General features: G+C 60.8%; 28 protein-coding genes, 1 tRNA gene and 1 other RNA gene. 9 read left to right on the top strand and 21 right to left on the bottom strand.

Annotated elements, in window-relative coordinates:
• Nucleotides 1-46: 46 nt before the first annotated feature.
• A complete protein-coding gene (locus tag RSB01_RS00205; RefSeq protein WP_332589706.1) occupies nucleotides 47-229 on the bottom strand; it encodes a Flp family type IVb pilin in 183 nt (60 codons plus the stop codon).
• Between the two features lie 311 nt (nucleotides 230-540).
• Here RSB01_RS00205 and RSB01_RS00200 point away from each other — a divergent pair, with 311 nt between their 5' ends.
• On the top strand, nucleotides 541-1,071 hold the full coding sequence (locus RSB01_RS00200; RefSeq protein ID WP_332589707.1) for a TadE/TadG family type IV pilus assembly protein: 531 nt from the start codon (nucleotides 541-543) through the stop codon (nucleotides 1,069-1,071).
• Nucleotides 1,071-1,658: a TadE/TadG family type IV pilus assembly protein gene (locus RSB01_RS00195; RefSeq protein ID WP_332589708.1), complete on the top strand. Its 588-nt coding sequence runs from the start codon at nucleotides 1,071-1,073 to the stop codon at nucleotides 1,656-1,658. Before RSB01_RS00200 ends, RSB01_RS00195 begins: the two co-directional genes overlap by 1 nt.
• On the opposite strand, the gene RSB01_RS00190 is transcribed toward RSB01_RS00195, so the two are convergent.
• The 13 genes from RSB01_RS00190 to RSB01_RS00130 all read right to left on the bottom strand — a co-directional run bounded on the left by RSB01_RS00190 (nucleotide 1,623) and on the right by RSB01_RS00130 (nucleotide 11,317).
• A complete protein-coding gene (locus RSB01_RS00190; RefSeq protein WP_332589709.1) occupies nucleotides 1,623-2,954 on the bottom strand; it encodes an anthranilate synthase component I family protein in 1,332 nt (443 codons plus the stop codon). The genes RSB01_RS00195 and RSB01_RS00190 overlap by 36 nt on opposite strands.
• A gap of 2 nt (nucleotides 2,955-2,956) precedes the next feature.
• On the bottom strand, nucleotides 2,957-3,733 hold the full coding sequence (locus tag RSB01_RS00185) for a tyrosine-protein phosphatase (protein ID WP_332589710.1): 777 nt from the start codon (nucleotides 3,731-3,733) through the stop codon (nucleotides 2,957-2,959).
• Nucleotides 3,734-3,770: 37 nt separating this feature from the next.
• Nucleotides 3,771-4,085: a transcriptional regulator gene (locus RSB01_RS00180; protein WP_332589711.1), complete on the bottom strand. Its 315-nt coding sequence runs from the start codon at nucleotides 4,083-4,085 to the stop codon at nucleotides 3,771-3,773.
• Nucleotide 4,086: 1 nt separating this feature from the next.
• Entirely contained in the window at nucleotides 4,087-4,713 is a 627-nt protein-coding gene (locus tag RSB01_RS00175; RefSeq protein WP_332589712.1) for a hypothetical protein, read from the bottom strand.
• A gap of 147 nt (nucleotides 4,714-4,860) precedes the next feature.
• A complete protein-coding gene (locus tag RSB01_RS00170; RefSeq protein ID WP_332589713.1) occupies nucleotides 4,861-6,306 on the bottom strand; it encodes an AMP nucleosidase in 1,446 nt (481 codons plus the stop codon).
• Between the two features lie 100 nt (nucleotides 6,307-6,406).
• Nucleotides 6,407-6,907 carry a hypothetical protein gene (locus tag RSB01_RS00165; RefSeq protein WP_332589714.1) on the bottom strand — a complete coding sequence of 167 codons (501 nt, stop codon included), beginning with the start codon at nucleotides 6,905-6,907 and terminating at the stop codon, nucleotides 6,407-6,409.
• Nucleotides 6,908-7,014: 107 nt separating this feature from the next.
• Nucleotides 7,015-7,089 (bottom strand) — tRNA-Gly (locus RSB01_RS00160).
• A gap of 87 nt (nucleotides 7,090-7,176) precedes the next feature.
• On the bottom strand, nucleotides 7,177-8,100 hold the full coding sequence (locus RSB01_RS00155; RefSeq protein WP_332589715.1) for a TraB/GumN family protein: 924 nt from the start codon (nucleotides 8,098-8,100) through the stop codon (nucleotides 7,177-7,179).
• A 31-nt stretch (nucleotides 8,101-8,131) separates the two neighbouring features.
• Nucleotides 8,132-8,329 (bottom strand): helix-turn-helix transcriptional regulator, encoded by a 198-nt coding sequence (locus tag RSB01_RS00150; protein ID WP_332589716.1) that lies wholly within the window; start codon nucleotides 8,327-8,329, stop codon nucleotides 8,132-8,134.
• Nucleotides 8,330-8,341: 12 nt separating this feature from the next.
• A complete protein-coding gene (locus tag RSB01_RS00145; RefSeq protein WP_332589717.1) occupies nucleotides 8,342-8,806 on the bottom strand; it encodes a hypothetical protein in 465 nt (154 codons plus the stop codon).
• Between the two features lie 91 nt (nucleotides 8,807-8,897).
• Nucleotides 8,898-10,310, bottom strand: coding sequence for a DNA recombination protein RmuC (rmuC, locus tag RSB01_RS00140; RefSeq protein ID WP_332589718.1), 1,413 nt, complete (start codon nucleotides 10,308-10,310; stop codon nucleotides 8,898-8,900).
• A 75-nt stretch (nucleotides 10,311-10,385) separates the two neighbouring features.
• On the bottom strand, nucleotides 10,386-10,988 hold the full coding sequence (recR, locus tag RSB01_RS00135; protein WP_332589719.1) for a recombination mediator RecR: 603 nt from the start codon (nucleotides 10,986-10,988) through the stop codon (nucleotides 10,386-10,388).
• Complete coding sequence (locus tag RSB01_RS00130) at nucleotides 10,988-11,317, bottom strand: YbaB/EbfC family nucleoid-associated protein (RefSeq protein WP_332589720.1); 330 nt, start codon at nucleotides 11,315-11,317, stop codon at nucleotides 10,988-10,990. The genes recR and RSB01_RS00130 overlap by 1 nt, the downstream gene beginning before the upstream one ends.
• 142 nt (nucleotides 11,318-11,459) lie before the next feature.
• Here RSB01_RS00130 and RSB01_RS00125 point away from each other — a divergent pair, with 142 nt between their 5' ends.
• Nucleotides 11,460-12,074, top strand: a complete 615-nt coding sequence (locus tag RSB01_RS00125; RefSeq protein WP_332589721.1) for a malonic semialdehyde reductase — start codon at nucleotides 11,460-11,462, stop codon at nucleotides 12,072-12,074.
• Between the two features lie 54 nt (nucleotides 12,075-12,128).
• On the opposite strand, the gene RSB01_RS00120 is transcribed toward RSB01_RS00125, so the two are convergent.
• The 3 genes from RSB01_RS00120 to ffs all read right to left on the bottom strand — a co-directional run bounded on the left by RSB01_RS00120 (nucleotide 12,129) and on the right by ffs (nucleotide 14,714).
• Nucleotides 12,129-14,000 carry a DNA polymerase III subunit gamma/tau gene (locus RSB01_RS00120; RefSeq protein WP_332589722.1) on the bottom strand — a complete coding sequence of 624 codons (1,872 nt, stop codon included), beginning with the start codon at nucleotides 13,998-14,000 and terminating at the stop codon, nucleotides 12,129-12,131.
• 67 nt (nucleotides 14,001-14,067) lie between these two features.
• On the bottom strand, nucleotides 14,068-14,460 hold the full coding sequence (locus RSB01_RS00115) for a DUF3597 domain-containing protein (RefSeq protein WP_332589723.1): 393 nt from the start codon (nucleotides 14,458-14,460) through the stop codon (nucleotides 14,068-14,070).
• 160 nt (nucleotides 14,461-14,620) lie between these two features.
• Nucleotides 14,621-14,714: signal recognition particle sRNA small type (gene ffs / locus RSB01_RS00110), an RNA gene on the bottom strand.
• Nucleotides 14,715-14,798: 84 nt separating this feature from the next.
• On the opposite strand from ffs, the gene nudC reads away from it, so the two are divergent.
• Complete coding sequence (gene nudC, locus RSB01_RS00105; protein WP_332589724.1) at nucleotides 14,799-15,716, top strand: NAD(+) diphosphatase; 918 nt, start codon at nucleotides 14,799-14,801, stop codon at nucleotides 15,714-15,716.
• A gap of 10 nt (nucleotides 15,717-15,726) precedes the next feature.
• On the opposite strand, the gene RSB01_RS00100 is transcribed toward nudC, so the two are convergent.
• Nucleotides 15,727-16,458 carry a 3-deoxy-manno-octulosonate cytidylyltransferase gene (locus tag RSB01_RS00100; RefSeq protein ID WP_332589725.1) on the bottom strand — a complete coding sequence of 244 codons (732 nt, stop codon included), beginning with the start codon at nucleotides 16,456-16,458 and terminating at the stop codon, nucleotides 15,727-15,729.
• Nucleotides 16,459-16,609: 151 nt separating this feature from the next.
• Between RSB01_RS00100 and RSB01_RS00095 the strand changes: the two genes are divergently transcribed.
• Nucleotides 16,610-17,290, top strand: coding sequence for a cytochrome c family protein (locus RSB01_RS00095; RefSeq protein WP_332589726.1), 681 nt, complete (start codon nucleotides 16,610-16,612; stop codon nucleotides 17,288-17,290).
• A gap of 73 nt (nucleotides 17,291-17,363) precedes the next feature.
• Here RSB01_RS00095 and RSB01_RS00090 read toward each other — a convergent pair whose 3' ends face one another.
• Both RSB01_RS00090 and RSB01_RS00085 read right to left on the bottom strand, forming a co-directional pair.
• Nucleotides 17,364-18,167: an NlpC/P60 family protein gene (locus RSB01_RS00090; RefSeq protein ID WP_332589727.1), complete on the bottom strand. Its 804-nt coding sequence runs from the start codon at nucleotides 18,165-18,167 to the stop codon at nucleotides 17,364-17,366.
• A gap of 64 nt (nucleotides 18,168-18,231) precedes the next feature.
• Nucleotides 18,232-19,632: a leucyl aminopeptidase family protein gene (locus tag RSB01_RS00085; RefSeq protein ID WP_332589728.1), complete on the bottom strand. Its 1,401-nt coding sequence runs from the start codon at nucleotides 19,630-19,632 to the stop codon at nucleotides 18,232-18,234.
• A 103-nt stretch (nucleotides 19,633-19,735) separates the two neighbouring features.
• Here RSB01_RS00085 and RSB01_RS00080 point away from each other — a divergent pair, with 103 nt between their 5' ends.
• The 4 genes from RSB01_RS00080 (at nucleotide 19,736) to thrS (ending at nucleotide 23,363) form a co-directional block, all read left to right on the top strand.
• On the top strand, nucleotides 19,736-20,581 hold the full coding sequence (locus RSB01_RS00080) for a tetratricopeptide repeat protein (RefSeq protein WP_332589729.1): 846 nt from the start codon (nucleotides 19,736-19,738) through the stop codon (nucleotides 20,579-20,581).
• A 48-nt stretch (nucleotides 20,582-20,629) separates the two neighbouring features.
• A complete protein-coding gene (locus RSB01_RS00075; protein WP_332589730.1) occupies nucleotides 20,630-21,100 on the top strand; it encodes an iron-sulfur cluster assembly scaffold protein in 471 nt (156 codons plus the stop codon).
• 80 nt (nucleotides 21,101-21,180) lie between these two features.
• Entirely contained in the window at nucleotides 21,181-21,417 is a 237-nt protein-coding gene (gene yidD, locus RSB01_RS00070) for a membrane protein insertion efficiency factor YidD (protein ID WP_332589731.1), read from the top strand.
• Nucleotides 21,414-23,363 carry a threonine--tRNA ligase gene (gene thrS / locus RSB01_RS00065; protein WP_332589732.1) on the top strand — a complete coding sequence of 650 codons (1,950 nt, stop codon included), beginning with the start codon at nucleotides 21,414-21,416 and terminating at the stop codon, nucleotides 23,361-23,363. The genes yidD and thrS overlap by 4 nt, the downstream gene beginning before the upstream one ends.
• Nucleotides 23,364-23,418: 55 nt before the next feature.
• On the opposite strand, the gene RSB01_RS00060 is transcribed toward thrS, so the two are convergent.
• A complete protein-coding gene (locus RSB01_RS00060) occupies nucleotides 23,419-24,009 on the bottom strand; it encodes a hypothetical protein (protein ID WP_332589733.1) in 591 nt (196 codons plus the stop codon).
• Nucleotides 24,010-24,319 lie beyond the last annotated feature (310 nt).

Here is a 24,319-nt window from a genome sequence, read left to right as displayed (position 1 = left end):
GGCTCTGGCCCTTCTTTAGCTTATCACTAGTTAGCGATTTAGTCGCTTACGCGTTCGGATCAGTACCATCCAAGCCCGTCGCAACGTCGTCAAATTTTTCTTCCAGTTTGCCGCCGATAGCAACCAGAGCGCCGATGATGACAACGGCGATCAGGGCAGCGATCAGGCCGTATTCGATTGCGGTCGCGCCGGATTCATCCTTGGCGAAACGGTTCAGCAGATTACGCATGTGTAGTCCTCTCTCGTTAGGCGGGAGGAAACAGCAGCGCTCCCCCGCGATGGGCCGCGCAGTGTTCTTTGCGCCCAAATGCAAGGCGACTTTGCAGATTATACCTTAAACGCAAGTAAAGTTCTGTCACCCCGCAAGGCGGAATCGTAGTTACCAAGTCGTTACTATTTGATCGGCAGTAACCAAACACCGTTTGGTTTAGGTATTTGCTTTACAAATTTGCCTTAGGAAAAATACACGCAGAGCGATAGGACCATATCTGTATGGTGCGGTTCCATTGCCCGCCACACACGGTTTCAAAGGGACAGGCCATGAAGGTGTTACGCAGACGCGACGCCCGCACAGCACGCAAAGCGTCCCGCGAGGGCGCAACAGCCGTCGAGTTCGCGATGATCGCCCTCCCGTTTTTCGGACTGTTGCTGGCCATTTTCGAAGTGGCCATCATCCTGACCGTCAGCGCCCTTCTGGAATCGGCGACACTGAACAGTGGTCGCCTGATCCGCACAGGCCAACTGCCCAAGGATGCAACCGTCGAAGACTTCAAAAAAGAAATCTGTGGCCGCATGGCCTTTTTTGAATCCGCCTGTTTGAGCCGTATCGAGATCGATGTCCAACCGGTGGCCTCGTTCAGCAATCCCGGCATTTCCGATCCTGTAGTGAACGGCGAGTTCAAACCCGAAACCCTGAAATTCGATATGGGTGCGGCGCGCAGCTTCATGCTGATGCGGGTCTGGTACAAGCAACCGGTCGTCAGTCCGTTCCTTGGCCACGCCATGATCCGGCTGGGCAATGGCGACACCATTCTGCACGCGGCCACGGCCTTTAGAAACGAGCCGTTCTAATGCAAGCCCTCTTCAGCCTCCGCCGTTTCGGTAACCGGTTCCACCGCAATAAGGACGGCGTAGCCGCCGTCGAATTCGCCCTGCTGCTGCCGCTGTTTCTGGTCCTCTATATCGGTGTGATCGAGTTCACACAGGCCTTTATGGTTCAGCGTCGTGCCAGCCACTCGGCCTCGATGATGGCCGATATTGTCGCGCAGGCAGGAACGGTAACGCCGACCCAGTTGGCGGACTTTTTCGCGGTCGGCGGCCTGATCATGGTGCCCTATTCGTCAACGCCGCTGGAGGGGACCGTCACCAGCCTCATCCTGAACGACAAAGGGGAAGCCCGTGTTGACTGGAGCTATGGCAGCGGGATAGCGCCCTTGAAGTACAATACGGTTGTGCCGGTACCGGCGGGTGTCCTCGAAAAAGAAGGCGACAGCGTCATTCTGGCCGAGACCGTCTATAAGTATGACTCGCCGTTCGACATAACGGTTCCGGGATTTAGCGACTTCTTGTCCGGCATCACCACCTTCAAACGCCAGTTCTACCTGCGCCCGCGCGAGGTGGCATCAGTCAGCTGCACGACCTGCCCGCGCCCCAAATAGGGCCTGATAGAGCGCACTGATCTTGGCGTCTGTTTCCGCCAGTTCCGCCTGAGGATTGCTGTCGGCGGTAATGCCCGCCCCTGCCTGTGCCCGCCAGCGCCAGTGACTCGTTTCGCGCTCGAAACTGGCCGTACGGATCAGCACCGATGCGGACACATGGTCCGGATAGGCCATGCCGCGCACAAACAGACTGCCGCACCATGCCCCGCGCGAAGGCTCCAGTTCGGCGATCACCTTCATCGCCTGATGCTTGGGGGCCCCCGTGATCGAGCCGGGCGGGAAGGTGGCGCGTAATATATCCGCCCAGCCCAGTCCGGACTTTAATCTGGCACTGACCACCGAAGTCAGGTGGTGCACCGTCGGATGGCTTTCCAGTTCGAACAGGCGCTCGACCGCAACGCTACCCACCTCGGCCACGCGGCCCAGATCATTGCGCATCAGATCGACAATCATCAGGTTCTCGGCCCTGTCTTTCAGGCTGTTCGACAAAGCCTGCGCAGAGGCGGCATCGGCAACCGGATCATCATAACGGGCAGAAGTGCCCTTGATCGGGCGTGTCTCGATACGGCGGGTCGCCAGATCGCAGGACAGGAACAGTTCGGGCGAGTTGGACACCAGCGCATAGTCGCCAGCCTGCCACCATGCGCCATAGGCCGCGCCGCGCTGGCGCGACAGGCGTACAAAAACGTCCAGCGGCTCGGCACCGAATTTTAACTGGCCATGCCATGCGCGGGCGATATTGGCCTGAAACAGTTCGCCCTCGCCGATACGGCGCACGACCTCGGCCACGGCATCGCAATAGGCTTGGGGTTCGGCCTCGGCGACAAAGTCCCGCGACGGCGGCAAAGGCCTATCGGGCCATGTCGCCATTGCCGTCCAACTGGCCGCAAGGGCCGCGCGGTCTTGGGCTTCGGCTGCGGAGCTGGCCCAACCGCAGGCCCAGACCTGTTGCTGGTCATGGTCAAAGACCAGCCATGCCGGATAGCGGGCCAGAACAAGATCAGGCCAAACATGCTCGCGCGAGCCCGTCGCCTGACGTGCGCCAGCATCATAGGACACCAGACCGACAACCGGCCCACCGCGCCAGTCATCATGATCCAGAACATCAAACTGTTCGTCACAGAACGGGATCACCGCCTGTTGGTCCGGCGCAAAGGCCACAAACGACCAGCGCCCGCCGTGCTTTTCCGGTGCGCCTGCCCCCGCCACCATAGCCAGCGGCCATGGCTGGTCCTTTATGCCCGCCGCCACCGCAACAGGATCGCACCATGCCAGGGGTGTTTTGATCTCGAACATGGTCAGACGCTCAAGGCCTGACGCAGTTTGGCAATGGCAGCACCATCCAGTTCCAGCACCTGCCGCACATAGGCATCAAACGATCCGGTTTGGGTATTTATCGCCCCATAGGCATGATGCAGGAAATCGGCATCCACGCCCAAAAAGGCCACGACCGCATCACGCGACACCGGATGGCCGGTCATCTTGCCCAGCCACTGACCCATGTCTTCGGCCCGACCTTCCAAATTGACGGCGGCATTGGTGGCCAGATAGTCGGCCATGACGTCGTCTTGGTGGACACCCAGCGCCCGATGGACCAGCGAGGCCAAAAGACCCGTGCGATCCTTGCCTGCGGCACAATGGATAAGCGATGCGCCTTCATTGCGTATCAGCGCACCGAAATAGATTTTGAACAGCGCCACATGCGACGGCTCGAACGGCATGCGGGCATAGGTGCCCGTCATGTAGCCGCGACCCGAGTTTTCCGTCAATTTTCCGCTTTTCAGAAACTGGATGTGCGGGGCTAGGCCGTCACCGCCCAGATCGCTGGACAGGGTCTGTCCCTGCCAGTCCTGCGGCATCCGGTCGGGCTGTTTGGCACGTTCGCTGGCGCGGCGAAGATCAACCACCCAGCGAAGATCCAGCGCTTCCAGCTGGGCCAGATCGGCCTGCGTGGTGCGCGACAACTGGCCCGAGCGGAACAGACGTCCACGCGCCACCATACCGTCCGCGCCGGCATAGCCGCCAAAGTCGCGAAAATTATCGATGGCTTCAAAGGAAAGAAGGCGGTCGCTCATGACCGCCTTCCTTAAACCGATTGGCCGCTCAGGGCATCTAGCGTTGTGCAACCAGCGCCGAAATCTGGTCCAGATACCGGATAAAGGCTTCGCGGCCGGTATCGCTGAGGCGGGCCCGTGTCAGGGGTTTGCGGCCCTGAAAGCTTTTCTCGACGATGACAAACCCCGCCTCTTCCAGCTTGCGCAAATGGACAGACAGATTGCCGTCCGTGGTTTGCAGGCGCGATTTCAGCTCGCTGAACTCGGCCACCTCGGCGCTGGACAGATAGGCCATAATGCCCAGACGGATGCGGCCATGGATGACCTCGTCGATGCGGTTGATGTCAAACTCGTCCGAAGCTTGTGCCGTCATCTCAGCCTCGCGCCCTGGCGGCCAGCTTCATCAGATAAAGACCCGGCAGCAAGGCGACACAGATCAGCAGCACCAGATAGATGACATAGGTCCAGTGGGTAAAGGCGAACCAACCCAAGGCCGCCGCGCCTGCAAAACAGACCACACCCGTCAGTATCATCCAGCCCTGACGCACCACCTGTCCGGCAATCATCCATGCCGCACCATAGGCAATCATCACCACTGCAGGCATCAGCGACATCGTCGCCCAGTTCCCCGTGCTGAGACCGAATGCCATCAGCACCAGCCACAATCCGAAGATGCTATAGCCACAGGCCGACCAGGCCGCGCCAATAGCCACATTGTCCTTGGTCTGGCTGCCGGTTTTGACATCAATCTTGCGGATCAGAACATAGAGCAGTGCGGCAAAGCCGATACCGGCCCCCACCCACATCCACATTACCCCCCAGCCCGACAAGGGCACCCGCCCCAACGCAATCAACCATTGTACCGCCGTAGCCGCGCCAAACCACAAGGCGGCCGCCACAAGGATCGGGCCGACCATTACGGGAGCATGACGGCCTTCTTCGGCCAGAGATTTCATATAGGCGATGTCGCCATGGACATCGGTTTGGGGATGTTGGGACATGGGTGTTTCCTCCTGTTGATACTTTTATCTTCCGTGCACTTTATTTTGTAAAGTACTTTTTTGATCTTCGTTATGCAAAAATCCTAGGCACGAAAAAGGCCGCCCTTTTCAGAGCGGCCTTAAGATTATCGCGACTTGCGTCCCTTCTTAACGGAAGGGCGGCTCGTCGAAGGCACGCAGTTTGCGCGAATGCAGGGCAGCGCCCTCGCCACGCAGCAGCTCTACCGCCTGAATGCCGATCTGAAGGTGCTCGGAAATCGCCCCTTCATAGAAACGGTTGGCCTGACCCGGCAGCTTGATCTCGCCGTGCAGCGGCTTGTCCGACACACACAGCAGCGTGCCGTAAGGGACGCGGAAGCGATAACCCTGGGCGGCGATCGTGGCCGATTCCATGTCGATGGCGACGGCACGGCTCTGGTTGAAGCGCAGGGCCGACTTGGAATAGCGAAGCTCCCAGTTGCGGTCATCGGTCGTTACGACCGTACCGGTCCGCAGGCGCTTCTTCACTTCCTCGCCCGTGGCCCCCGACACCTGTTTGGTGGCGTCATAAAGGGCGCGTTGCACCTCGGCGATCGACGGCACCGGAATATCGGCCGGAAGCACGGCATCCAGAACGTGATCGTCACGCAGATAGGCGTGGGCCAGCACATAGTCACCAATGGTCTGGCTACCGCGCAGACCACCACAGTGACCGATCATCATCCACACATGCGGACGCATGACGGCAAGGTGGTCACAGATGGTCTTGGCGTTGGACGGGCCGACACCGATATTGACCAGTGTAATGCCCTGACCGTTCGGACGGGTCAGGTGATAGGCCGGCATCTGGTGCTTGCGCCATGCCGAGTCCATCACCGCCATTTCAGCGTCGACCGTATCCTTGGTCACCACCACGCCACCGGCGCAGGTCAGGCTGTCATAGGGGCTGTCGGGCTTTTTCAGCTCGGCCGCCGCCCAGCGCACGAACTCGTCCACATAGCGGTTATAGTTGGTGAACAGGATATAGCTCTGCACCGCCTCGACCGGCGTACCGGTATAGTGGCGAAGGCGCGCCAGCGAGAAATCGGTGCGCAGACCGTCGAACTGCGACAGCGGGAAGTCCTTGCTCGGATCGAACAGGCCGTCCGAGATTTCATCGCCGATATGGGCCAGATCCGTGGTCGGGAACCAGCGCGCGATCGAAGCCGTCATGGTGCTGTCCAGCACCACGCCCGAACCGTCCAGCACATAGGGGAACGGGATTTCCTGATCCGACGGGCTGACTTCGAACGTGGCGTTGTATTCGTCGGCCAGCAGGGTCAGCTGTTCCAGCAGATAGTTGCTGAACAGGTCAGGGCGCGTGATCGTGGTCGTGTAGATACCCGGACGCGAGAGACGGCCAAAGGCGCGTGTCTCGAGGTTCTGCGGCTTGTCGCCGAACCAGCTGATCGTCAGTTTGGGATAGGAGAAGAGGCCGTTGGCACGGGCTTCTGCATCGGCGCGTTCGCCGGTTTCCAGAAACACCTTCACCGCATCGCGAAGGTTGGCCACGGATTGGTTGTAGAGGGTTTCGAGGCGGTCGATTACCGCCTGGGGGGTCATCTTATCTGTCATGGCCTCCTCTAGCGGAAAACAATGACAAAGGCGAGACACCCCCTACTCAACAACCGCAACCAAGGGTTTCAAATCCTGTAACCGCCCCGCAGAACGCGGGTTAGCTGCGGCTTACAGTCAGGCTGAAATCGCCGGTTTCGTTGCGGCGGGCCGTGGCTCTGGGCTGATACGGTATGATGACGAATGTCATGTTGCGCGGGGCCGTCAGCGTGGCTTTTGCACCCTCTACTTCGCCGCGATGCAGGGCCGCACCGCTATGGTCGGCAGCGTCACTGATGTTCACATACAGATTCGTGCTGTCGGTTTTGAAATCCACGCTCAGGGTCTGCCCCTGCGCCACAGCCACCGCATATACGGGCGCGACATAGCCGGTCACGGTGCCGGTTACGGTGATGTTTCCGGCCGAATCGAGTTCCAGCGGCACCAGCGAGCCACCTTCGGGCACGAACTGCTGTGCATTTGCCGTCTCGAGCGCGGGCAAAGCCTCGGGGGCCGTTTGCGCGGGCGCGCTGGGCTGCTCGACCGGCTTGGCCGCTTCCTGACCGCATGCGGCCAGCCCCAACAGGGCCACCGATGCCAGAATATAAACCGATTTTTTCATCCGGACACTCCTGTTGAAGTCCGCCATACCGAACCGTCGCGCCAACACAACAACGCGCAAGACCGCAGAAATATGCGTGCCATCTCGTCGCAGACTATGAAGGAAATTGGAGCGGGTAGCGAGAATCGAACTCGCGACATTCAGCTTGGGAAGCTGACGTTCTACCTCTGAACTATACCCGCCCGAAGGTGTGAGAACATAGCAGCGGTTTGGTCAAAGAAAAGGCCCGACGCGGGGTCGGGCCTTGGATTTTTGGACTTATCCGGTGTTTAGTGCGTGACGCGCTCGGCGGTGATGCCTTCGGCGGCCAGCATGGACTGGACGCTGTCCTGACCGACAAGGTGTCCGGCACCGACGACAATGAAGGTCGTGCCCGAACCGTCGAGGATGGTTTTGATCTGGCGGGTCCAGTTGGCATTGCGACGGGTGAACAGCACCTCATAGGCTTCGGGCTGCTGGGTCTTCATTTCGTCGATCATTTCATGACCCATGAAATCGGTATTGCCCGTGGACCACGCTGCCAAAAGCGCCTCGACCTCGGCCGGTCCCTTGTCCAGATCTTTCAGGGTGCTCCGCAGCATTTCGACCTGCCCTTGCTCGGAAATACCCGAGAAGAGGCGGATTTGTTCGGCCATGCTCTCTAGCCCCTTGGCCGGTTTACCGGCGGCAGCGGCACGCGCCAGCATCACCTTGTCCACGCCCGAGTTCGGATCGAACCCTGCCGCAGTCAGTTGCACGACCGCCAGTTGCAGGCTGACCAGCCACGGGCGCATCGGATCAAACGCCGCCGCCGTCGCGCCCATCGGGGCAACTGCCGCATTGAGCGCGGCGATGTCTTCGGCGGTCAGCACGCTGCTGAGCGGGCGCTCTGGCGACAGACCATAGGTCTGCATCAGTTGCATGGCCTGCGCCGCATCATCGACATCGGTGGCCTCGAACCAGATGTCATCGGCAGAGGCGAAGGCGGCGTCCACATGCGGCTGACCCCATTGGGTATCGGGGCGCAGGAAGTGGAAGCTACCGAACAGGTAAAGGGTGCTGTCCGCATCGCGGATCACCCACATGGCCGGACCTTGGCCTTGCGCCTGAGGAATGGCCGCAGGGGCAGCGGTTTGGGCCACCGCCATCGGAGCCGCAAACAGGGTCGATACCAACGCAGCCGAGGCCATTATCTGGCGCAGGGATTTCATCATGGAGCTTCCAGTCATCAGAGGCGAGAAACGGTCAGACCGTACCGTCGATAAAAATCTGTTCGATACTGAGTTCAAACAGACGGGCGATTTTAAAGGCCAGAGGCAAGGACGGGTCGTATTTACCCGTTTCCAGTGCGTTCACAGTCTGGCGCGAGACGCCCAGTTCCTGTGCCAGATGGGCCTGTGACCAGTCGCGCTCGGCGCGCAGAACCTTGAGGCGGTTATTCATGGCAAGATCCGATCATCGACGCTGGAACCACCACAGAGCCCAGGCCAGCAAGTAGCCGACCATCATCAACCCGACGATGGCGACCGCACCCGTGGCCATATAGGCCGCCGGATCGGTGCGGCCATCGAACCAGCTTTCGAGACGGATATTGGACGACAGCGGCAGCATGGCCATCAGGATCAGCACCATGCCCACGGCCATGCCGATCGAACCGCCCCAGTACCACGACCATTTGTGGGCTTCCTGCGCGGCTTCGTCGATGCTCTTCATCCAGCGCCCGCCCAGCCAGACGCTGGCCGTTCCCAGCAGCGCTGCCAGAACAAGGGCGATCAATAGGCCTGTGCGCGAGGACATGCCGCCCAGCAGACTGGCATCTTCCACAAAGGCAAAGCCTGCGCCGCACAACATGCCGATGATAAAGAGGGCAATGATATAGCCTACCGGTTTAACCGGCTTGGTGGTTTTGCGTGCCGACATCGGGCGCTCCAAAAATTGACAAGTAAGCTTTACAAGTCGCCCGGAGCGATGTCAAGCACGCTTGTCGATAATTGGTTATGTCCGTCAGACCTTATTCTTCGGCAGCATAGGGGAGCGTCGGCACTTCCATCACCGGAGGCTCGATATGCCCCTCAAGGGTGCCCACCTTGCTGAGGCTGCGCTCCAGTTGGCGGGTGCGGGTTCCGGCCTGAGTGACGGTATTACGCGCCCGATCAAGCTGCTCGCCCAGCTTTTCCCAATGGCCGGCATATTTGCCGAATTCCTGCTTGGCTGCCGCCAGAACCTTCCAGACCTCGCCGGAGTGTTTCTGGATCGCCAGCGCGCGGAAGCCCATCTGGAAGCTGTTGAGGAAGGCGGCAAGGTTGGACGGCCCCGCCACCATGACGCGATGCTTGTTCTGGATATCGCGGATCAGGCCCGGACGACGCGCGACCTCGGCATAGAGTCCTTCGGTCGGCAGATACATGATCGCCACCTCGGTCGAGAAGGGTGCGCGAATATAGCTGTCGGAAATGATCTTGGCCTGTGCGCGGACCGCACGTTCCAGTTGCTTGCCCGCCTGTTCCATCAGAGCCACGTCACCGGCTTCCTGTGCCGTCAGCAGGCGGTCATAATCCTCGTGCGGGAATTTGGCATCGATCGGCAGCAGCACCTGATCGCCCTCGCCCTTACCCGGCATGACCAGAGCAAACTCCACGCGCTGGCTCGAGGTCGGATCGATCTGCACGTTTTCGGCATATTGCTCGGGGGCCAGAATATCCTCGAGGATCGCGCCCAGTTGCATTTCGCCCCAGCCGCCGCGTGTTTTCACATTGGTCAGGACCCGTTTCAGATCGCCCACGCCCGAGGCCAGCGTCTGCATTTCGCCAAGCCCCTTGTGGACGGCCTCCAGACGATCCGAAACCTGCTTGAAGCTTTCGCCGAGGCGCTCGTTCAATGTGGATTGCAGTTTCTCGTCCACGGTCGCGCGCATCTGCTCCAGTTTTTCCTCGTTGTGCTTGCGCAGGGTCTCGAGGTTTTGCGCCACCGTGGTGCGGACTTTTTCCAGTTCCGCCGCCATGGCCTCGCGGCCTTCCTTTTGCTGGAGCTGCAAGGTTTCAATCAGCTTGGCGAGGCCCTGATTGGTTTCGGTCAGGCGCTTGTGCTGGCCATCGGCCAGATCGGTGCCGATTTTTTGCTGTAACTCGGCAAAGCCGGTCAGACGAGTATCCAGACTGGTGGTCAAGGATGACAATTGCAGGTTCACCGCCCCCGCATTGGCCGACAGGCTCTGGTTCAGTTCCTGACGCTGGGTCGAGGCCTTGGCGTCGGCCTCCTGCCGCATCAGGGCGATTTCGCGCCGGATCGCAGCCTCGACCAGATCACCCAGATCATCCGATCCGGCGGCGACCTCGGCCCGCTTGGCTGCGCTAAAGGCCAAAAAGCCCAGCACGCTCGAGATAGCGCCGAGCGCCACCGCAACAAACAGAAGAATCTCAACCATATCAGACCGACCTCATATCCCGTTCGGCCATATGGCCTGCCCCTACGTCAGAAGCGGACGCTTTAAATCTTGTCGTCAGGCCGGACGACGTGCACGCAAGGCTTGAATAATCGTGCCGTCATCCAGCCAATCCAGTTCGCCGCCCACCGGAACGCCGCGCGCGAGGGATGTCACCTCGACACCGGCACTGGCCAGTTTTTCAGCCAGATAGTGGGCTGTGGTCTGACCATCGACCGTAGCGGGCAGAGCCAGCACCACCTCTTTGGCCTCGCCTGCCTTGGCGCGCCCAATCAGTTCGCCAACACGTATCTGTTCAGGCCCGACCCCATCCAGTGCCGACAGCAAGCCGCCCAGCACATGATACTTGCCGCGAAATGCGCCCGAGCGTTCCATCGCCCACAGGGCACCGGCCTCCTCGACCACGCAGATCAGGGCGTTGTCGCGGCTGGTGTCCGAACAGATGGCGCAAGGGTTGCGCGTATCAGGGGCGGCACAGACCGAGCAGTTGGAAACCTTTTCAGCCGTTTCAGCCAGCGAAGCCGCCAGCGGCACCAGCAATTGCTCGCGGCGTTTCAACAGCGCCAGCGCCGCACGCCTCGCCGAACGCGGCCCCATCCCCGGCAGCTTGGCCAGCAGGGAGATGAGGCGCTCGATTTCCGGTCCGGCAGACGCCGCCATTAAAACAGCTTCGGCATGCCCGGAATATTCATTCCGGCCATCGGACCTGCGGCGTCGCGCATCAGGGCGTTATTGACTTCGTCCAGCTTGCGCTTGGCATCGGCATGGGCGGCCACGATCAGGTCGGACAGGATTTCACCCTCGCCCGGAGCCATCAGGCTGTCGTCGATTTTGACGCCCGTGATCTCGCCGGCTCCCCTCAGGGATACCGTCACCAAACCACCACCCGAAGTGCCTTCAGCGGTGGATTCGGCCATTTTGGCTTGGGCTTCTTGCAGCTTTTGCTGCATGGCCTGAGCCTGTTGCATCAGTGCGTTGAGGTCTTTCATACCCCTATAGATAGGGTGTTCCGCATCACGGCTCCAGTCCCTGCCTTAAGGGTGCAGCGCAAAATAAATCGCATTGCCCCCTTGCGCAGGACGTCAGGAATGCTATCTGCAACAACAACTGTTCTAATTAGTGGAGGCCAACATGGCTTTTGACACCGCTCACGACCGTAGCCAGCCTCTCGCCGATCAGGCTCTGGCCCAACTGTTCACCGAAGCGCGCACCCGCAATGCGTGGAGCGACCGTCCGGTTTCGGAAGAAACCCTGCGCAAGTTGTACGACCTGACCAAGTTTGGTCCGACCGGTGCCAATGCCTCGCCGGCACGCTTTGTATTCGTGACCTCCGAAGCGGGCAAGGATCGCCTGATCCCGCTGCTGAGCGAAGGCAATCAGGGCAAGACCCGTCAGGCTCCGGTGGCTGTGATCGTCGGCTTTGACGTCGATTTCCACGAGACCCTGAGCGAGCTGTTCCCGCACGCGCCGGGTGCAAAAGACTGGTTCCCGACCCGCGAAGGCCGTCGTGAAAACGCGCACAAGAACTCGACCCTGCAAGCCGGTTACCTGATCAGCGCCGCCCGCGCCCTGGGTCTGGATGTCGGCCCGATGACCGGCTTCGACTTCGATGCGGTGAAGAAAGAATTCTTCCCCGAGGGCGATATCGAGGTGAACATGATCATCAACCTCGGCTACGGCACCGACGAGAACCTGTTCGCGCGCTCTCCGCGCCTGAGCTTTGAAAAGGCTGCGCAGATCGTTTGATCGCAGCCTAACTGAAATGAAAAGGCCGCTCCGAATGGGGCGGCCTTTTTTGTATCAGTCGTCGTCTTCGGCGGTCTCGCCATCATCGGGAATGACCGGCGTTTGCAGGGCTGGGGCAAGGATGCGGATGTCCTTGATCTCGGCACCGGGGAAGGCCTGCATCAGGGCGACAATGAAGGGGTCGCTATTGACCGCTTCTTTTTGGGCCGCCCTGGCCTTCTTTTCCTTTTCGATCAGGGTCTCGCCGCCACCCTGACCATTGGCCGCGATCAGCCATGTACGGCCCGTCCATTCCTTCAGGCGCGAGGCCAGACGGCGTGCCATGTCAAAGGGAGCCCCCTCGACCGGCTCATAGGTAATGGCCCCCGGCTTGAAACTGACGGGGCGCACGAAACGCTCCACGTCCATTTGCAGGGTGATCTCCCGCTTTTCGCCGATCAGGGCCACGACCTGCTCGAAGGTCTGCGGATTGGGGGTCTTGGGAGCCGCCACAGGCTGGGCCGCCAGCATGGCCGAGGCACCGCCTCCTCCACCGCCGCGCGGTCCACCGCCAGAGCCACCCGAACCACCGCCCGGTACGCCACCGTTCTGGATGGTTTTCAGCGCATCTTCGGGTGAAGGCAGGTCCGCAGCATAGGCTAGGCGCACAATCGCCATTTCCACCGCATCGGCCGGATTGGGCGCACGGCGCACCTCGTCCAGTGCCTTCAGCAGCATCGACCAGGTGCGCGACAGAGTGCCTGCAGAAATAGCCGCACCGAGGGCAGCAATTTTTTGCGCCTGATCATTGGGCAGACGCGTGGCATTTGGCCCCAGCATCTTGGAGACAGACGCCGCATGGCAATGCTCCAGCAGGTCATTGGTGACCTGAACCGGATCAGCCCCATAGCCGTAAAGGGTTCTGAAGTTTTCCAGCGCCTCGGCAGTGCGGCCCGCCATGATGCTCTCAAACAGGGCAATCGTCTGGGTGCGGTCGGCAAGGCCCAGCATGTCGCGCACCGTCGTCGTCTCGACGATCTGGCCGCTTTCGGCCTGAACCAGAGCCTGATCCAGCAGGGACAGGCCATCGCGCACCGAGCCTTCGGCGGCGCGCGAGATCAGGGCCAGAGCTTCCTGCTCGATCTTCATGCCTTCGCGCTCGGCGACGCGGCCAAGGTGCCCTGACAAGATGTCCGGCTCTACGCGGCGCAGGTCAAAACGCTGGCAGCGCGACAGGATGGTCACCGGCACCTTGCGGATTTCGGTCGTCGCAAAAATGAATTTGGCGTGGGGCGGCGGCTCTTCCAGCGTCTTCAGCAGCGCGTTGAAGGCTGCGGTCGAGAGCATATGCACCTCGTCCAGCACATAGACCTTGTAGCGGGCCTCGACCGGCGCATAGCGCACGCTTTCGATCAGTTCGCGGATGTCGCCCACGCCCGTATGCGAGGCGGCGTCCATCTCGATCACGTCCATATGCTGGCCGGACATGATCGACTTGTCGTGGCGACCATGGGCCGACAATTCCAGAGACGGACGGTCGATAATGTCGGTTTCGTTATTGAGCGCGCGGGCCAGAAGGCGGGCCGTCGTGGTCTTACCCACCCCGCGCACGCCCGTCAGCATAAAGGCGTGGGCAATACGGCCCGTCGCAAAAGCATTGGTCAGGGTGCGGACCATGGCCTCCTGACCGATCAGGTCCTCGAAGGTGCGCGGGCGGTATTTGCGCGCCAGCACCGTATAGGCCTCGCCCTCGACGGCGGGAGCATCCTCAACCACCGGCTTGGGCGCAGTCTTTACAGGCTCTGGCTTTACAGCTTCTGGCGCAGGTGCCGCAGCGGGCGGCGCGCCAAACATGTCGTCGGTATTAGGATCACGCTCTTCAACCTCCACTTCGGGAGTGTCTACGTCCCACGGGGGGCCATCCAGATTGTGATCGTTGTCGCTCATACTTCCAGTCTTAGCGCGAAGGCGGCGATTTTCGCAGCCCCCTTCGCGCATTTAGACCAGAGAAGTTTTACAGGTCGGTCGGCATCTGGCCGCCATTGTCGCGGATTTTCTGGATAACCTGTTTGTGCAGCCAGATATTCATGGTGGCACTGTCGGATTTATCGCCCGTATAGCCCAGCTCGTCGGCCAGTTCCTTGCGTTCGGACAGCGAGCTTTCCATGCCCGCCAGCTTCATCAGGTCAACAATGGAGGTGCGCCAGTTGAGTTTCTGGCTGCGCTGCTCGTTCATAAAATCAAGGATGCCCGCCACGTCCACATCCTGAATGGACACCACAGCCACAGGCGCGGCAGCGGGGGTGGCCGCAGGGGCAGCAGTCGGAGCCGGTGCTGCTGTTGCAGCCGGTGCCGCCTCTTCCTTCTTTTTAAAGATACCGCCGAAAATCTTGCCGAGAATACTCATGTTTCACATCCCATCCGGTTGAAGTCAGAACCACACAAGCGGTTGGCGGGGTCGGTCAGTTCCCGTTAAAAAAGCAAAGCTCGGTAACAGAGCCGTCAGCCCGCTTCGGATAACAAAAAAGCGCCCTGAAAACAGGACGCCGGACCGCTTTTGGATGAGCAAGGGTGGAGACCGCGACCCGAAGGTGAATTCGTTGTGGCTGCTGCCTTCCGGCCCTGACCAGATTGGCGAAGCCTTCGCCCGCGATCTCCGAGACGGGATATGCCGCCTGACGGCGCGCAAATCAAGAGGGGGATGAAGCATTCCCGTTATCATCGGTTGGGACTATGTAGTCGGACATGGTTCTGCAAAACGTCTTTTCCGGTAATCCCCTCGACCGCGCAGGCGATCTGCGTAACGACAGCGCGTGGCTGGGTGCCCAGCGCGATCACCCCGAAGCCATCGCCATGGTTGTGTGGGAAGGTCGTCCGCTGGTCGAACCTGCGGGCGATGGCGAGCAGTTGGTCTGGCTGTCGCTCAAACACGCACTGGATATGGTGCGCGACCGCGATCTGTTTTTGGGTTTGTGGAAAGAAGCGCCCGTCTTTGCCGTCGAGTTCGAAGGTTCGATCGACCCGACCCACGGTCCGTGTCAGGGCATGGGGCGCTTTGTCGAACTGCGCGAGGCGGCGGTTATCCTCAACGGCTCCGAAGCCTCCATGGCGGGCGAAACCAAGGGTCTGTTCGACTGGCGTCGTCGCCACGGTTTCTGTGCCGCCTGCGGCCATGCCTCGGAACAGGCCTCGGGAGGCTGGAAGCGGGTTTGCCCAAGTTGCCAGACCGAGCATTTCCCGCGCGTCGATCCTGTCACCATTATGCTGCCGGTGTTTAATGGCGGTGACGAGCCGCGCTGCCTTCTGGGACGTCAGGCCCATTGGGAAGCCGGTCGCCACTCGGCACTGGCCGGATTTATGGAGCCGGGCGAATCCATCGAGGAAGCCTGCGCCCGCGAGGTCAAGGAAGAAGCCGGTCTGCGCGTCGTGGACGTGCATTACCATTCCAGCCAGCCCTGGCCGTTTCCGGCCCAGTTGATGATCGGTCTGATCGCCGAGGTGGCCGACGACAATGCCACCCCCGACCAGACCGAACTGGAAGCTGTTATCTGGTTGACCCGTAAGGAGGCACAGGCCGTGCTGTCAGGCACCCATGCCAGCTACAAGGCCCCGCCGCCCTATGCCATTGCCCATCAGTTGATCCGCACATGGGCCTATGAATAGGCTCTAGCCGTCAGAGCGAGGCCGCATAGGTGCGGGCGGCCTCCAGATCCTCGTCATTGTCGACCGACACCGGGGCTTCGTCGATCACACCGGCCCAGATCTGCATGCCCATTTCCAGCGCCCTGAGCTGTTCCAGCTTTTCGCGCTTTTCCAGCGGCGATGGCGGGGCGGCGCAGAAGCGGTTCAGCGCATCGCGGCGATAACCGTAAATGCCGACATGGTGCCAGACCGGCCCATCCCCATATAGATGCGAGCGGGTGAAATAGAGAGCGCGGCCCGCGCGGCCCGTCTCGTCCAGCGCCAGAACCGCCTTGACCACATCGGGATTGGACCGCTCGCTGGCATCGGTTTCGGGCGCAACGAGGGTGGCGATGTCGCAAGATGATTCTTTTGCCAGCAATGCCCCACATATTTTTGCAAGGTCAGGCGAAGCGAACGGCATATCGCCCTGCACATTGATAATCACATCGTGGCGACCTTCGGCATCCAGCAGGTCCGCGGCCACACGAATACGGTCCGAACCACTGGGCAGGTCCGGATCGGTCAGCACAGCCTCGCCGCCTACCGATTGAATAACATCAACAATTTCTTGATCACCGGCAGCCACAGCCACGCGGAAACCCGATTTGCTCGCCGCTTCCCATGCGCGAACAATCATCGGTTTGCCCCCGATATCCGCCAGAGGCTTGTCCGGCAGACGGGTTGCAGCCAATCGCGCGGGGATCAAAATCAGCGGTGTCATCGACAAAAAGAAGTCCAGATTGGTCCGACAATGTCGTCGGACAGGTTGATAAGGCTGCGCTAGCGTGTCAGAGACGCCAAAGTAGGGAAAACGCCTGAACGCCGCAATGCGGGCGGGGGGCCTCATCTAAATACGGGATGTGACGACGCGTATGAGCGGCGATCTGAAGTGGAACAAGATTATGGGCGCGTGCCTTGGCACGGCCTTCGCGATCCTGGTGGTCCAGCAGGTTTCGAGCGCGGTGTATCACACCAAAGCGCCGGAAAAGATGGGCTATTTTGTCGATGCGCCGGATGAGGCTGCGGGTGCAGCCGAAGTCGTGCTGCCGATCGACTGGGGTACTGTATTGCCGACGGCTGACGTCGCGGCAGGCCAAGCGGCCTTTGCCCGCTGCGTTGCCTGCCACACCGTCAATGCCGGTGGCGCAACGGGCACCGGCCCGAACCTGCACGGTGTTGTAGGCGGTCCGGTCATGCACGCTGCAGGCTTTGCCTATTCGGACGCCATGGCCAAGCACAAGGCCGAGGCACCGACATGGGGCTATGACGAGCTGGACAAGTTCCTGACCGCTCCGGGCCGTTATGTACCGGGCACCAAGATGTCGTTCGCCGGCATCCGTGACGAGCAGACCCGTATCAACCTGATCGCTTATCTGCGTTCGGAAGGTTCGGCTGGATTTGCTGTTCCGGCTCCGGACCCCGCACGTCAACCGGGCGCTGCGGCTCCGGCTGAAGGTGAAGCGGCTCCGGCCGAGGGTGATGCTGCTGCGGCTCCGGCCGAAGGTGCCGCCGCCGAGGCTGCCCCTGCCACGGAAGCGGCTCCTGCCGCTTAAGTTGCCCAAACAGATATGAGAAAGGCGACCTTCGGGTCGCCTTTTTTGTGCCTGCTATAAAGATGTAAAAAGCCTAGAGGCGGCGGAAGACCGCGCTGCTGAAACCTTCGGCCACCAGACGCGCCTCGACTTCGGACAGGGCCTCGATCACGACGCCGCCATGGATGCCTGTCGCATGGATGACCTGATCGGCATCCACCATAATGGCCGAATGGCCCGTCCATGAAGTGCCGGTCGTCGTGGATTTCCAGATGACCAGATCGCCCCGCACGGCCTCTTCACGGCTGACGGCACGACCTAGATCGGCTTGGGCATGCGCACGGCGCGGGCCGGGCAAGCCGCAGGCCAGAAGCGCCTGTTGCACCAGACCCGAACAATCGGTTTCAACGGACGAGCGCGCGCCAAGAGCATGGGGGCGGCCCAGCAGACGCTCGGCCACAGCCACGGGTTCGCGCTCGAAATCACCGACCGGTTGCAGGTCCTGATCGGCAAGGCCTTCGACCGTTTCGACCACCAGCGCATTGAGCGGCAACTTGGCCGAGACCGAGGCCACACGCCGCGTGGCCAGAGGCGCACCCTTGCTCAGATGTTCAACCGCCATCCAGCCGACAATACCGTCACGGCGGGCCCGCCCGAAGACACGCTCGCCCCGATGGTCCAGCACATCGAAAATCTCGCCGTGCAGAAGCTGGTCGATCCGTTCACCGTCATCGGCAAATATATCGGCAACCGCACTGGAGCAGTGCATCGCGGTCGTGCGCCGATAGGCTTCGGCACGGACCAGTCCCTCAAGAGCCTGTTCGGCCAGTACCGTCCGCGCCCCGTCCCGAAGGATCAGGGGTGGGCCAGGTGGCAAAAGGGACTGGAGATCGGACAAACGAAACTCTGATGCAGCTCACACAGGTGAGCTGCCTTTCTAAGCGCCGAAAACAAATCGGATGTTAACGCGCCGCGCGATTTGCAAAACTCTGTTGCAGATAATGGAACCAGGCCCGCAGGGTTTGGGCCTCGCCGCCCTCGGCATAGCCCGGACGATTGCGCGGGTTCCAAGCGAACACATCCATATGCGCCCATGATCCGCTCTGCGGTGCGAATTTTTGCAAGAACAACGCGGCTGTGACCGATCCGGCCTGTGCCCATGCGGCGCTGTCATTGCGGACATCGGCAATCTCGCTGTCCAGCGCAGCACCATAACCGTCCCACAAAGGCATGCGCCACAGAGGGTCGGACACCGCCTTGGCCGAGGCGGCAACGCCCTGCGCCAAGTCATCATCTGTGGTGTAGAGCGGCGGCAGTTCCGGCCCCAAGGCAATACGCGCCGCGCCCGTCAGGGTGGCAAAATCCACCGTCAGATCGGGTTCAAGCTCGCCGGCGCGGGTCAGGATGTCGGACAGGATCAGACGGCCCTCGGCATCGGTATTGCCGATCTCGATGGTCAGCCCCTTGCGGGTAGACAAGATGTCACCCGGACGGAAGGCATCGCCGGAGACCGCATTTTCAACCGCCGCCACCAACACAACCAGACGCAGCTTCAGGCCCGCCTGCATCACCAGACGGCCCAGCGACAGGGCATGGGCCGCCCCGCCCATGTCCTTTTTCATATTGCGCATACCGGCCGCGCCCTTGAGGTCCAGCCCGCCGGTGTCGAACACCACGCCCTTGCCAACCAACGCCACCAGCGGCCAGTCGGTTTTATCAAGGTTCCAGCCGATCTCGATCACGCGCGGCGCACGGGCGGGCGTCGCCGCACGGCCCACGGCATGTACCGCCGGATAGTTCTGCTCAAGCAAATCATCGCCCGTAATGACGCTAAAGCTGGCCCCGTTTTCCTCGGCGATTTCACGGCCGATGGTTTCCAGTTGCAACGGCCCCATGTCCTGAGCGGGCGTATCCACCATTTCGCGGGTCAGGGCGCAGGCGGCCACGATGCGATGCACCGCCTCCAGATCGACGCTGTCATCGACCACCAGACGGGCCTGCGGTTTTTCCTTAGACGGTTTGTAGCGGTCAAACACATAGCCGCCCAGACCAAAGGCCACTGCCGCCAGTTCTGCCTCGGTATCGGAGGCGGTGCCGACCAGTTTCCAGTCGCCTTGCGGCAGACGCGCCGCAAGGCTGCGCAGGCTTACCGGATCAAACACCTTGCCCGTGCCCAGATAGGCCCCCGCCACTTCACCATGCGCATCCGGCACCACCAGAAGCTGGCCCGCCTTGCCCTTGAAGCCATTGGACTTGGCCCATGCCGCGTGAGCTTGCGGCAGGGCAGCATCGCCCTCGACCTTCCAGATCGGACGCGCCTGATCCGATGCGGATACAAGGTTGGAATGGCGTGCATAGGTCATGGGCATCTCTTTCACGCCCTTAACGGGCATTAACTAGACTTTAGCGCCCATGGCCGCACCCTGAGGGTCGCACCTTGAACGCCAGAAGGTTCCGGAACCCATCATGTCGCGCACACTCTGTCTTGCTGCAACCTTAAGTCTGGTTTTGACGGCACCTCTCACTTCTGTGGCCTATGCTCAAAATGCGCCCGCAGCCGAGGCCCCTGCGCCGCGCCTGCCCGCCGATGCCGCCATCCGCGCTGCCTATGAGCGCACAGATGCGCTCAGCCGCTCGATCTTCTGGGGACAGGAAAACACCATCAATCCGATGGACCCTGTGGCCGGTGTAAAGATGGCGCAGGCCCTGCGCGAAATGGGCCAGTATGACCGCGCCGCTGAAACCGCCGAGAGTGTGCTGACGGTCCAGCCGCAAAATACAGCGGCCATGCTGGAAATCGGTCGCGCCCATATTGCGCGCGGTCAGGCTTTTTATGGCATTGCCGCGCTGGAACGTGCCCGCGATACCCAGCCGCGCGACTGGCGCCCGCTATCGCTTCTGGGTGTGGCCTATCAGCAGGTGCGCCGTTTTGACGATGCCAATTCCGCATGGCACTCGGCGCTGGCCCTGTCGCCGGAACAGCCCGAAGTCCTGACCAATATTGCCATGGCGCGTATGGGGGCAGGCAATATGGCCGAGGCCGAAGGCTTGCTGCGCCGTGCCGCCGCCCAACCGGGGGCCACATTGCAGGTGCGTCAAAATCTGGCTCTGGCTTTGGGTCTGCAAGGCAAGACGCCCGAAGCCGAAGCCATCCTGCGCCGTGACCTGCCGCCCGAACTGGTGGACCAAAATCTGGCATGGCTGGCCCAGCGCACTCAAGAAGCACAAAGCGCCCCGCAAGGTTCGCAAGCCTCCGCGGCCGCCGCACCCTTGCCCTCCACTGCCCGCAGTTGGGATTCGCTAAACCGCTAAGGCGGTAACGGCTTTAATTTCTGGCTCCAAAGGCCTATCTGTCTTTTCGTGATCGACGACCTTTACAGCGCCCGTATCCTGTCGCTTGCGGCCAACCTGCCGCGTGCAGGACGCCTGTCTGCGCCCGAAGGTACGGGTGAAAAGATCGCCAAGCTGTGCGGCTCGCGCGCTATCGTCGATGTCACCCTTGATGATCAGGCCCGCGTCAAAGACTTCGCACAGGACGTCAAGGCCTGCGCCTTGGGTCAGGCCGGAGCCGGCGTAGTCGGCGAAGCGGCCATCGGCAGCACGTTTGCCGAGATCGAAGCCGCCCGCGATGCTATGCTGGCCATGTTGAAATCGGGCGGCAATGGCCCCGACAACCGCTTTGAGGGTCTGCGTATCCTCAAACAGGTTGCGGACTATCCGGCCCGCCATGCATCCTCGATGGTGGCTATCGAAGCCCTGCTGGAAGCCGTCCGCCAAGCGATGGCCAAACACCACACTAATACACGAACTCGCATCGCCGGTGCGGCGTGAGGTCATGCGCGGTTGAAACCCCTGCCTAGACGGGGGATAAGGCCAGCAACCATCCTCATCAGCCCCCGGCGAAGGGACACATGTCTCTCTATGAACGCAGCGTCCGCGCAGCCCATCGGGGCTATAAGGTCACGCTGTCACCCCTGATCGGCCAGCAGTGCCGCTTCCTGCCGACCTGTTCGGACTATGGACGCGACGCGCTGATCCAGCACGGTCCGGTTCGCGGGGGGTGGCTGACTGTACGCCGTCTCTGTAAATGCCATCCATTCGGCGGGTCGGGTTACGACCCCGTCCCACCAGTTAAGACCAAACCATGATCAATCTGACCTTCCCAGACGGCGCCGTCCGCCAGTATCCAGCCGGTTCGACGGGCTTTGACGTCGCCTCTGCCATTTCCCCGTCGCTGGCCAAAAAAGCCGCGCTTGTCGTTTACAACGGCGAGCAGCGCGACCTGCACCGTGTCATCGAGGGCGACGGCGATTTCCGCTTGCTGATGCGCGACGATGCCGAAGCGCTGGAAACCATCCGCCACGACGCTGCCCACGTGCTGGCACAGGCCGTTCAGGAACTGTTCCCCGGCACGCAAGTCACCATCGGCCCGTCGATCGAAGACGGCTTCTATTACGACTTCGCCCGCGACGAGCCTTTCTCGACCGACGACTTTCCGAAGATCGAAAAGAAGATGGCCGAGATCATTGATCGTGGTGCCAAGCTGGAACGTGTGGTCTGGAACCGCGACGAAGCCATCGCGCATTTCGAGAACATCGGCGAAACCTATAAGGCCGAGCTGATCCGCGACCTGCCAGAGTCGGAAACCATCACCGTCTATAAACAGGGCGAGTGGGCCGATCTGTGCCGCGGTCCGCACTTCCCGACGACCAAGTTCGTGGGCAAGGCCTTCAAGCTGACCAAGCTGGCCGGTGCCTATTGGCGCGGGGATTCGAACAAGGCCCAGTTGCAACGCATCTACGGCACCGCATGGGCGACCAAGGAAGACTTGGACGCCTATCTGCTGCGCATCGAAGAAGCCGAGAAGCGCGATCACCGCAAGCTGGGCAAGGCGATGGAGCTCTTCCACATGCAGGAAGAGGGCCGCGGCATGGTCTTCTGGCACCCCAAGGGCTGGGTGCTTTGGCGCGTGCTGGAGGCCTATATGCGCCGTCGTCTGGACGCCGCAAACTATGTCGAAGTGAAAACGCCACAGGTTCTGGACCGCAAATTCTGGGAAGCCTCGGGCCACTGGGACAAGTACCGCGCCAACATGTTCGTGTGCGAAACGGTCGAGGGTGAAACCCTGTCGCTGAAGCCGATGAACTGCCCGGGCCACGTGCAGATCTTCGATCAGGGCCAGCGTTCGTACCGCGAACTGCCGCTGCGCATGGCCGAGTTCGGTGCCTGCCACCGCTATGAGCCGTCCGGCTCGCTGCACGGCCTGATGCGCGTGCGCGGCTTTACTCAAGACGACGCCCACATCTTCTGCCGCGAAGACCAGATCGTCGAAGAAACCGCAGAGTTCATCAAGCTGGCCTATTCGGTCCATGCCGACCTTGGCATGGAAACCAAATACATCAGCTTGGGCACCCGCCCCGAGACCCGTGCCGGCACCGAAGAGTTCTGGGACAAGGCCGAGGCTCAAATGCTTGAGGCCGCCCGCGCCGCCGGCACCGAACCGGTCGTGACCGAAGGCGACGGTGCTTTCTATGCGCCGAAGCTGGACTTCATCGTCAAGGACGCCATCGGCCGTGAATGGACCTGTGGCACCATCCAGCTGGACTATGTTCTGCCGGAACGCCTTGATGCGACCTACATCGCCGAAGATGGCCAAAAGCACCGTCCGGTCATGCTGCACCGTGCGATCCTTGGTTCGTTCGAGCGCTTCATCGGCATCATGATCGAAAACTACGCCGGTGCCTTCCCGCTGTGGCTGGCCCCGACGCAGGCTGTGGTGACCACCATCACGTCTGACGCTGATGGCTATGCCGAGGAAGTTCTCGCCAAGTTCAAGGCCGCTGGCCTGCGCACCGAGATCGACCTGCGCAACGAGAAGATCAACTACAAGATCCGCGAGCACTCGGTGAACAAGGTGCCGGTCATCGCCGTCGTCGGCCGCAAGGAAGCCGAAGAAGGCAAGGTCGCCATCCGCCGCTTTGGCAGCCAAGCCCAAACGATCGTCACGATCGAAGAAGCCATCGCCATGCTGACCGAAGAAGCTCTGGCACCAGACCTGAAACGCATCCGCGACGGTGTCGAACACGTCATCTAAGGCCGCATCAGCCCGACTACAGAAAAGCCGCCGAGGGAAACCCCGGCGGCTTTTTTTATGGTGTCTGCTGACGCTTTAGACGGACATGATGGCGCAGTACTGAACAGTATGAAATATTTTTAGCCTCAGGGTTCCCGTTTGTAATCGTGTCAATGAAAGCTTCTTCCCAACCTCCTTCATATTGAAAGTCGAAGCTTAATCGCCCGATTTTATCAGCGAGTTCGTGTATCTGATCGCAACGGTAGTTTTTCTCAAACTCCGCTGAAGGACGAAGGCAACTGGCAGTGAGAAGGTCAGGATCGTTTAGGTCCCATTCCCAAGTACCATGAGCAACTTGATTACGCTGGTCAGCTAAAAGTGCCGCTGTATCTAAGAGCCTTTCAAAACGCTCTTTTAAACGGTCATCAAGATAGGATCTGACTAGGTCTCGAAGCGTTCGAGCTCTTTTACTAAAAGATTTGTGGCGTGCATTTTTGGGCGTTTCAATGCCGAATGCATCGGCAACTCCAACCGACATTTCATAAATGCCTTGTTCTAAATACGCCCATTGAACCATCACGCGTCCGATTGCGGCATACTCGTCCTGATCGAGTTCAAACTCTATCTGCCCCAGACCTGTATGAAGGTCCTGTTGAATTTGTGGCACGCAAGTAACCTCCCAAACCGTCCGTCCAGTTTGGAAACCTTACGTTAGATAGGCTGGAAAGCTACTCTCCTCCCCTGCTTGAGGGGGAGGGGGACCACGAAGTGGTGGTGGGGGCTATTTGGCGTAAGAGGCCCCCTCCGTCACGGTGCGAGGCACCGCGACACCTCCCCCGCTAACGCAAGGGAGGAGAAACATTCGTCATCCTCCGACGGATCCCGCTAGGCGGGCGAAGATCGGGGGATCCAGTTGCCACAGACGACAGCACGCCTCGGTTTATGGATCCTCCGGTCAAGCCGGAGGATGACGGCTA

Source organism: Brevundimonas sp., from assembly GCF_036659295.1.
Taxonomy (GTDB): Bacteria; Pseudomonadota; Alphaproteobacteria; order Caulobacterales; family Caulobacteraceae; genus Brevundimonas.
This window is presented reverse-complemented; position numbering and strand designations above follow the sequence as displayed.

Coding starts and splice junctions, on each gene's coding strand:
- RSB01_RS00205 (WP_332589706.1), bottom strand. CDS start 229: ATGCGTAATCTGCTGAACCGTTTCGCCAAGGATGAATCCGGCGCGACC.
- RSB01_RS00200 (WP_332589707.1), top strand. CDS start 541: ATGAAGGTGTTACGCAGACGCGACGCCCGCACAGCACGCAAAGCGTCC.
- RSB01_RS00195 (WP_332589708.1), top strand. CDS start 1,071: ATGCAAGCCCTCTTCAGCCTCCGCCGTTTCGGTAACCGGTTCCACCGC.
- RSB01_RS00190 (WP_332589709.1), bottom strand. CDS start 2,954: ATGTTCGAGATCAAAACACCCCTGGCATGGTGCGATCCTGTTGCGGTG.
- RSB01_RS00185 (WP_332589710.1), bottom strand. CDS start 3,733: ATGAGCGACCGCCTTCTTTCCTTTGAAGCCATCGATAATTTTCGCGAC.
- RSB01_RS00180 (WP_332589711.1), bottom strand. CDS start 4,085: ATGACGGCACAAGCTTCGGACGAGTTTGACATCAACCGCATCGACGAG.
- RSB01_RS00175 (WP_332589712.1), bottom strand. CDS start 4,713: ATGTCCCAACATCCCCAAACCGATGTCCATGGCGACATCGCCTATATG.
- RSB01_RS00170 (WP_332589713.1), bottom strand. CDS start 6,306: ATGACAGATAAGATGACCCCCCAGGCGGTAATCGACCGCCTCGAAACC.
- RSB01_RS00165 (WP_332589714.1), bottom strand. CDS start 6,907: ATGAAAAAATCGGTTTATATTCTGGCATCGGTGGCCCTGTTGGGGCTG.
- RSB01_RS00155 (WP_332589715.1), bottom strand. CDS start 8,100: ATGATGAAATCCCTGCGCCAGATAATGGCCTCGGCTGCGTTGGTATCG.
- RSB01_RS00150 (WP_332589716.1), bottom strand. CDS start 8,329: ATGAATAACCGCCTCAAGGTTCTGCGCGCCGAGCGCGACTGGTCACAG.
- RSB01_RS00145 (WP_332589717.1), bottom strand. CDS start 8,806: ATGTCGGCACGCAAAACCACCAAGCCGGTTAAACCGGTAGGCTATATC.
- rmuC (WP_332589718.1), bottom strand. CDS start 10,310: ATGGTTGAGATTCTTCTGTTTGTTGCGGTGGCGCTCGGCGCTATCTCG.
- recR (WP_332589719.1), bottom strand. CDS start 10,988: ATGGCGGCGTCTGCCGGACCGGAAATCGAGCGCCTCATCTCCCTGCTG.
- RSB01_RS00130 (WP_332589720.1), bottom strand. CDS start 11,317: ATGAAAGACCTCAACGCACTGATGCAACAGGCTCAGGCCATGCAGCAA.
- RSB01_RS00125 (WP_332589721.1), top strand. CDS start 11,460: ATGGCTTTTGACACCGCTCACGACCGTAGCCAGCCTCTCGCCGATCAG.
- RSB01_RS00120 (WP_332589722.1), bottom strand. CDS start 14,000: ATGAGCGACAACGATCACAATCTGGATGGCCCCCCGTGGGACGTAGAC.
- RSB01_RS00115 (WP_332589723.1), bottom strand. CDS start 14,460: ATGAGTATTCTCGGCAAGATTTTCGGCGGTATCTTTAAAAAGAAGGAA.
- nudC (WP_332589724.1), top strand. CDS start 14,799: ATGGTTCTGCAAAACGTCTTTTCCGGTAATCCCCTCGACCGCGCAGGC.
- RSB01_RS00100 (WP_332589725.1), bottom strand. CDS start 16,458: ATGACACCGCTGATTTTGATCCCCGCGCGATTGGCTGCAACCCGTCTG.
- RSB01_RS00095 (WP_332589726.1), top strand. CDS start 16,610: ATGAGCGGCGATCTGAAGTGGAACAAGATTATGGGCGCGTGCCTTGGC.
- RSB01_RS00085 (WP_332589728.1), bottom strand. CDS start 19,632: ATGACCTATGCACGCCATTCCAACCTTGTATCCGCATCGGATCAGGCG.
- RSB01_RS00080 (WP_332589729.1), top strand. CDS start 19,736: ATGTCGCGCACACTCTGTCTTGCTGCAACCTTAAGTCTGGTTTTGACG.
- yidD (WP_332589731.1), top strand. CDS start 21,181: ATGTCTCTCTATGAACGCAGCGTCCGCGCAGCCCATCGGGGCTATAAG.
- thrS (WP_332589732.1), top strand. CDS start 21,414: ATGATCAATCTGACCTTCCCAGACGGCGCCGTCCGCCAGTATCCAGCC.